The organism is Sulfuriflexus sp. (assembly GCF_032250955.1).
Classification (GTDB): Bacteria; Pseudomonadota; Gammaproteobacteria; order AKS1; family AKS1; genus Sulfuriflexus.
Genome location: NZ_JAVVES010000093.1, coordinates 1 through 7,397, shown reverse-complemented (window position 1 = coordinate 7,397; position 7,397 = coordinate 1). Strand labels below are relative to the sequence as shown.

The following is a 7,397-nucleotide window of genomic DNA, read 5'->3' as shown; positions in this document are numbered from 1 at the left end:
GGCGATCCACCACGCGATAATCAACACGATGTCAATCAGATGGTTTTGCTGTGAAAGTTAACGGGACAGCAGTGAAGATTGATATTTAAATGGACAGGCCGACCGCCTTGAAGTTCCGGGTTTTTCCCCTGCAGGCGGACTTTGGCCAGTAAATCCCCGTCCGGCGCATAGTCCAGCTCGGCTTCGAGACGGTTATAGTGGAAATTGCTCAGTACCTTGACCAACATTTCGACCTCCGCATTGTTCCTTGCCAGTGCCGTAACTCGCTCATCGCCTGTGTAGCGAATTACCCCGTAGGGCGGTGGGACCGTGAGTTTGCCGTTCTCCATGGAGAGGCCGTTCTTGCCGAGGACGAGCGGCAGCGTGCCGTTCAACTGGCCGGTGCCGGCCAGACCCTGTTTTTGTTCGAGATTCATCAACCTGGCGAGATCCAGGCCTTGCACGTCGAGCACCAGTCGGTTCTCTGCTTGATTCAGATCGAGCAGGGTTGCGTCTGCGGCGATTCTGCCGCCGAGTGCACTGGCCTTAAGGTGCTGCACGTCGATGATAAAGTCTTTGCCGGGCTTGCGGCTAGCCGTCGCGCGGAGCCGTACATCGGTGATCGGGACGCCCGGGTTGATGTCCGCCAGACGAAGGTCACCGCTGGTGGTTATGCGCAGGTCGTCGATACCCCTGATATAAAGCTTGCCTTGAAGGCCGCTAAACGGATATTGCTGGACGCTGCCCTGAATATTATCAAGTTCAATACGGCTGTTTTGCCCGAGCGCGAACACGCCATGTTGTTGTTGCCAGCTGAGCTGGGTCTGGCCCTGCAGCTGGCCGCCCTCAAGCTGCAGGGAGGAAGCCCAGTGGCGTAATAATTTACCGGCAAGGTTGTTGCCGGCGCCAAGCGTAACCGGCTGCAGCTTGATCTCGGTCGTGCCGGATTGCTGTTGCAGGTCATGCCGGCCCTCGACAGCCATTGTCAGTTCGCCATCGGCGGCCTGTATGCTGGCACTGGCCTGGATTTCAGTCGGTGCGATCTGCCATTGCGTGTAAACCCGATCCAGCCGGATGGTATTGTCGGGCAGGTCGAGGTTGACGCCGGGCAGGTCGAGATCAGCATGCAGCCGCCATGTGTGAGCATCGCCACCGAGTTCCTGTAGCGTGATCGTGCCGGGTGCGCTGCGTAATGCGTATGGCGGGTAATGTAATACCGGTGCGCGCAAGCCCAGGCTGGCCGTGCCGCAATGCCAGCTGAGCGGTGCCTGGTGGTAGACGCAGTTAACGTCATCCTGCACGGACAGTAGCAGGGTCGGAAACGTTACCCCGGCAATGGTATGTTCGCGGGCGTCGAGGCTGAAGGATTTATTGATGACGAAGGCAAGTTGGTCTTCGTGATAAGTGAACGAAGCCGGGCCTTTGAGTGTATGCTTCACACCGCCCAGGTATATGCTGCCGGCACTGCGTAATTGCCGGCGAGTGACGAGGTACTCGAGGTCACTCTCGCTGCTGAAGGTGTCAAAGTAGTTTAACTGCGCCGGCCAGGTAAATGCCGGCAGCCATTCTGTTGCGATTGCGTGCAGGCTGCCGAGATCCATCTCTATTAATACGGCGGTGTTGAGTTTGTCAGGTGTAACCGTGAGGTTGTGGCTCTGCACAGTGAGCGCCGGGGCAGTCGTGGCGCTGCCGCGCAAGGCAAGCTGCAGGTTGTTGTCATCATTGGCGCGTAGTTGCAGCAGTAGCGGTGGGCGCTCAGGCGCACTGAGCTGGATGTGCGCATCGAGTGCGCCGGAACGGTGTGTGAGATCGAGCTGCAGATCGAGATGCGCGATGCCCTGAATGGTTTCAGGCATGTCGATTCGCGCCTGCTTGACCCGGGCATGCTTGAATGGCGTCGCCGCCAGCCAGTGTTCAGGCAAGGGCGGTAACGCGATACCACCCGTGGTCTCGGCCTGTTTGTGCATGCCCAGCTGGAGGCTGTCGATCTCCACTTCATCCAGGCGGCCATCGAGTAATTCGGCAAGCGTGTAGTGTAGCGTGATTGCCTCCGCCTGCAGGCTGAACGCCGGAAGGCTGGCTTGCAGCGTGGTGAGCTTGCTGCGGGTTGTCGTGATGGCCTCGATATCGACCACGATATCGGTAAAGCCCGCGGCGCGTAGTTCACGTTCGAGGATAAAGGCCGCGACATCGGTCAGCCGGTATAGCAACAGGCCTGCGGCAAGCAGCAGCAGGAAAGGTATGGCGACCAGGTATTTTCCCCTGCTTGTCATAAGGCTCCCTGTATGAATATCTGGCTGTAGGCCATAGGCTTATCTGGCATTAGTCACCTCCTTTGGCTATTGTCCCCCTTTTATGGTGTCGGTGGAAACAGGGATAGCATGTCCACAGTGAATATTCTGATTCGTTACTTGTTACTCTGCCTGTTTGGTACGGGCACGCTTTGCCTGGTGATACCGCTGATGGCGGGTGAGGCGCGGCCGCAGCATGATCGCGGTGTGGGGCTGTATTTCGATCAGGACCTGTTGACCGCCGGCTTCAATCAAGACCGCGATTACACCACGGGGGTGGCGGCCGAGTTCTTCTGGCAAGAGGACGGCCTTTACCTGCTGGACAGGCCGGTCAAGTGGCTGGGTCACCGGTTCGGCCTGCTGGCCGAAGATGCCTATTTCGAGCGCAGCTTCATCCTGGGTTCGGTTAACTTTACCCCCGATGATCTATCGGCCAGCAGGCCGCAGTTTGATGATCGTCCCTATGCATCCCTGATCTATCTCGGTAACAAGCGCGTCTATACTGATGATATAAGCGCGCTTGCCCTTGAGATGCGTATCGGTGTGCTCGGCACGAGTGTCGCGCGGGAGATACAGCAAGCCTTGCATGCGAGCTGGCGTGATGTCACCGATGACAGGGAGCCGGTGGACCCGAAGGGCTGGCAGCACCAGATATCCAATGGTGGTGAGCCCACACTGGGGTTCCGGGTGGCCTATGCAGAACGGCTGGCCGGCGCGAAAGGCCGCTGGGACTTGACCGGCACTACCAGCACCAGCCTTGGCTACCAGACAAATGCCAGTGTCGGCCTGTCGTTGCGGGCTGGCGATATTGCCAGCCCGGTCTGGAGCCTGCCCTACGACCCGATTAATCGCGGCAGCTTCCTGCCCTCACTGGCGGGTAATGAATGGTATCTTTGGGCGGCCTATCGCGCCCGCGTCGTTGCCTATGATGTGTTACTGCAGGGCCAGTTTCGCGACAGTGCCGTTACCTTCAACAGTGACCAGTTGCGACATGTTGTGCATGATGCCGGGGTGGGCGTGACTCTGAGCATTGAGCCCATGCAGGTGACTTTTGCCATTAATGGCAAGACCAGTGAACTCAATGTACTCAAGGCCGACCGGAGCCATCTCTGGGGTGGTATGTATGTCATGTTACGCTACTGAAAAGGTGTAATCCCGGGTAACGCCTCTTGTATTTCCGGGCTGGTAAAAATTTGAGCATGATCTCCGGCCTTTTCGATTGCATAACATTTCAGCTTACGCATTAATACGCGTTGTAGTCAGGCACCGGCCTAAATAGGATCAAGCCTATTTAAGAGGTCGATGCATAAAAATGCAAAAAGCTACGGGGATCATTTTCCTCTTTATCTCTGTATTCCTCGCAATACCTGCTTTTGGTGGTGCCTGTTCCGCGTTCATTGAGTCCGAAGAGTATACCTCGGCATTCGTAGCATGCTCGAAAGAGGCCAATGACGGTGATGCCGGCGCACAGGCCAATCTTGCCTTCTTATACGCACAGGGAAAGGGGATCGAGCAGAGCTATGCAGAAGCCGCCGACTGGTACCGGCGGGCAGCCGAACAGGGCGAGGTCACGGCACAGAACAGCCTTGCCCTCATGTGCGCTGAGGGGCAGGGCCTGTCTCAGGACTATGCAGAGGCCGTGTGGTGGTTCAGGCGCGCGGCGGAACAGGGTTACGCGCTCGCACAGTACAACCTGGGTCTGTTGCATTATGAAGGTCAGGGCGTTACGCAGGATTATGCGCAGGCTGAAACCTGGTACAGGCTGGCAGCCGTACAGGGGTATGCATCGGCGCAGTATAACCTGGGGTTTTTATACCGCGAGGGCAAAGGTGTCCCGCAAGACCATGGCGAGGCCGTCAAGTGGTTCAGGAAGGCCGCAGAGCAGGGCATACTGCAGGCGCAGGTCGACATTGCCTATGCCTATGCTGAAGGCCGGGGTGTCGCCCAAAATTATTATGAGGCCGTAAAATGGTACCGGGCCGCGGCGGAAAAAGGTCATGCCCTTGCACAGAACAGCCTGGGGTTACTGTTCGCTGAGGGGGAAGGGGTTTCACAGGACTATGCCGAGGCCGTCAAATGGTTCCGTAAGGCGGCCGATCAGGGTGATGCACTGGCACAACATAACCTTGGTTTTTTGTACGCCGAAGGCACAGGTGTTCCCCGCGATTATAGAGAGGCGGCAAAATGGTACGAGCTGGCGGCGGTACAGGGTGAGGCGCCGGCCCAGTACCATCTCGCCTATTTGTATATTGAGGGCAAGGGCGTGACGCAGGATTACGCGGCGGCCGCAAAGTGGTTTCACCAGGCGGCGGAACAGGGTCATGCATCGGCCCAGTACAACCTTGGCTATCTGTACTCGAAAGGTGAAGGTGTCGCACAAGACCACGAAGAGGCCAGAAAGTGGTTCCGTAAGGCGGCGGAGCAGGAATACCTGCCGGCGCAAGAGGCCATGAAAATCTATCCCCGCAATGCCGGTCATTGCCCGCGTCTGCCGCCGGGCAAGGATTTTGGCTTCAGCGTCCAGGACTACCTCAATAATCCGGAAATCAGCAAGGCTGCCGCCGCTTACATGGACAGGAAATATGCGGAGGCCGAGCGTTACTTCAGCGCGTTTTTGCAGCGCGCCGATGAACCTTCCGTGCATGAAGGCCTGCGCACTTATGCCGCCAGCGGGCTCTTCAGCACATTATGTGAGTTAGGCAAGCATGAGGCGGCAGCAAGGATCTCCCGGCAATACCGCGTGCCGGTGGTTACGCGTACTGAATAAGTGGTGATGTCGGAATGGTTCACTTCTGATCTGAAAATTCATGTCTCCGGGTCATCTAGAGCAGATTGACATCGCCTTGAGTACCGCCTAGACTAAGTAAGCATACTTACTTTTAAGCGGGAGCCAAACGTGCAGCAAGAACGAGCCGTCGTCAAACACAGCCGCCTGGTAGAGGCCGGGACCCGGGTCGTATATGAACGCGGATTCCAGCGAACATTGCTTGCGGACATCGCAAAAGAGGCACAGGTCCCGCAAGGCAGTATCTACTATTACTTCAAGACCAAAGACGAAATAGTCACCGCTATTCTCGATGCGCGAATGGCGGGTTTGCATGACTTCATCAAGCAATGGAATGAACTGGCTGACCCCCGGCAGCGGCTCAAGGCCCTGATCCAGGTATGGGTTGATGACCGGGAAGTTGATAGTCGTTACGGCTGTCCCGTCGGCAGTCTCTGCTATGAATTGGCCAAGAAGCACGATCGACTTAGTGAACTGGCAGCGGAGCCGCTGCGCCTGCTCGCCAAATGGTGCGAGGAGCAGTTTCGGGAACTGGGCAAGACTGGTCGCCAGGCCGGTGATTTGGCCATCCATTTAATGAGCGCCTTGCAAGGGGTGAGCCTGCTGGCGAATGCCTTTGGCGACCCGCAAGTCATCCTGAGCGAGGCCAGGCAGCTCAACCGGTGGCTGAAAGAGTTATAACTAAAAAACACCCGTTAACATAAGCCTGACAAGCGGTAAGCTCCGGGTAAACAAGGTAACCAGGTTGATTGAAGTGCATGAACACATAATCCAGCGGGGTCGGAGTCGTTGCTTAAAGGTGCTTTTGAACTACTCGTCAACGTCGCGGCGCGTTGTTCCAGCGAATCATCACGCCCACACGACTCCGACCCCTTATCCTTTTTGTATGGAGATTGAACCGCCACGGATGTGCAATACGTGTAATCACTATTATAAATAACAGGAGTGACAAGAATGAAATCAGTACGCTTAATGATGGCCACCATCGGTATGCTGGCAATGTTGTCAGTCGGCAACGCCAATGCCGCAGAGTTTGCCCCATATGGCACCGCCAAGGTGGACATGCATGAATACCCGGTAATAAATGCCGTGTTTGATGTCAATTACGATGACCCGAAGAAGCTTAATGTCCTGTATGCCTTTATCAAAAACACATCCGTGCAACTCAAGGGCAAGATGGTCGTCGTCACACACGGGCCTGAACTTCGTGCTTTCGCCAAGGAAAACTATGAGAAATATCAGGGTGCTGTAGACAAATTGGCCTCACTGGCAGAGGCTGGTGTTGAATTTCGCATGTGTAACAATGCCATGCGCGCTGCCGGCTTCAAGGCGGAAGACATGCACGGGTTTGTAACCATTGTGCCTGCCGGTTTTCCCGAGATTGCCTACTTGCAAGACAAAGGCTACCAGTATATTAATCCCCTGCCTTTACCTGTAAGAGGTGTGCGCTACCTGGATCATCCGGAACTGAAAAACAAGAAATAATACATGACCACCCTAACGGCTCCCTGAATCCTGGGAGCCGTTTTTGCGTTATAAACAGATTCGAGAAAAATGAATGAACAGATGTAAGCTTTTCGTGGTCGCCGTGGCATTTATGCTGGCGACGTTTAATATCGTCATGGCCGATACCTTGATGCCATGGGGGCAGGCCACAAGTGTCCAACCGGTGTATCAAAAACAGAAAGTGGTCTATGATTTGACCGCAGCCAGTGAACAGCAGCTTGCCAATATCCTGTCTCGTGCGGGTTATCTGAGCAGGCTTAATGGTAACGATCCATTTGAGACTAAAATCATCATGGTGATTCACGGGGATGCAATCCCTTTTTTTTCGACTGCCAGGTTTAAGCAATACCGGGAATTGATGGAACTCGCGCATAGCCAGACTTTAAATGAAACCGTCGAGTTCAGAATGTGCCAGGCCTCGGCAAAATTACGTGGCCTGGCCCCCGCTGATATCCATGGTTTCGTTACCATGGTACCGATGGCCGATGCTGAGATTGTACGTCTGCAAAAGGCAGGTTACGCCTATATGCAATAAGCACTTGCAGCGGGCTCAATCCGGTTAAGAATCGTTGTCTGTTCCAGCTGGTTCTCAATACTTCAGATATCGGCCATTGAAACAGCTGTCTCTCAGCGGGCAGCCAGAATGCGGGCCCTGGCAGGCTTGTGTAATCCACTGCAGGGCTCGGGGTCAGACCAGGCCTGGTCACGACGTGGTAAAAAAGCAGACATACAGGCCGTCCATGTCTGTTTTCACACCAGGTCACTGCTGTCCCGTTAATTCCCTCTCCCTTCGGGAGAGGGTTAGGGTGAGGGGATTTAGATTCGATAACACATTG

At 55.4% G+C, this 7,397-nt stretch carries 6 protein-coding genes; 5 read left to right on the top strand and 1 reads right to left on the bottom strand.

The window, feature by feature from the left end; genetic code table 11:
* Nucleotides 1-35: 35 nt before the first annotated feature.
* Complete coding sequence (locus RQ738_RS12675; RefSeq protein WP_314165632.1) at nucleotides 36-2,252, bottom strand: YdbH domain-containing protein; 2,217 nt, start codon at nucleotides 2,250-2,252, stop codon at nucleotides 36-38.
* 108 nt (nucleotides 2,253-2,360) lie between these two features.
* Here RQ738_RS12675 and RQ738_RS12670 point away from each other — a divergent pair, with 108 nt between their 5' ends.
* The 5 genes from RQ738_RS12670 (at nucleotide 2,361) to RQ738_RS12650 (ending at nucleotide 7,096) form a co-directional block, all read left to right on the top strand.
* On the top strand, nucleotides 2,361-3,413 hold the full coding sequence (locus RQ738_RS12670) for a lipid A deacylase LpxR family protein (RefSeq protein ID WP_314165631.1): 1,053 nt from the start codon (nucleotides 2,361-2,363) through the stop codon (nucleotides 3,411-3,413).
* A gap of 169 nt (nucleotides 3,414-3,582) precedes the next feature.
* Nucleotides 3,583-5,037 carry a tetratricopeptide repeat protein gene (locus RQ738_RS12665; protein ID WP_314165630.1) on the top strand — a complete coding sequence of 485 codons (1,455 nt, stop codon included), beginning with the start codon at nucleotides 3,583-3,585 and terminating at the stop codon, nucleotides 5,035-5,037.
* Nucleotides 5,038-5,166: 129 nt separating this feature from the next.
* Nucleotides 5,167-5,736 (top strand): TetR/AcrR family transcriptional regulator, encoded by a 570-nt coding sequence (locus RQ738_RS12660; RefSeq protein WP_314165629.1) that lies wholly within the window; start codon nucleotides 5,167-5,169, stop codon nucleotides 5,734-5,736.
* Nucleotides 5,737-6,009: 273 nt separating this feature from the next.
* Nucleotides 6,010-6,540, top strand: a complete 531-nt coding sequence (locus RQ738_RS12655) for a DsrE family protein (RefSeq protein WP_314165628.1) — start codon at nucleotides 6,010-6,012, stop codon at nucleotides 6,538-6,540.
* A gap of 73 nt (nucleotides 6,541-6,613) precedes the next feature.
* Nucleotides 6,614-7,096 (top strand): DsrE family protein, encoded by a 483-nt coding sequence (locus RQ738_RS12650; RefSeq protein ID WP_314165626.1) that lies wholly within the window; start codon nucleotides 6,614-6,616, stop codon nucleotides 7,094-7,096.
* Nucleotides 7,097-7,397: the final 301 nt, after the last annotated feature.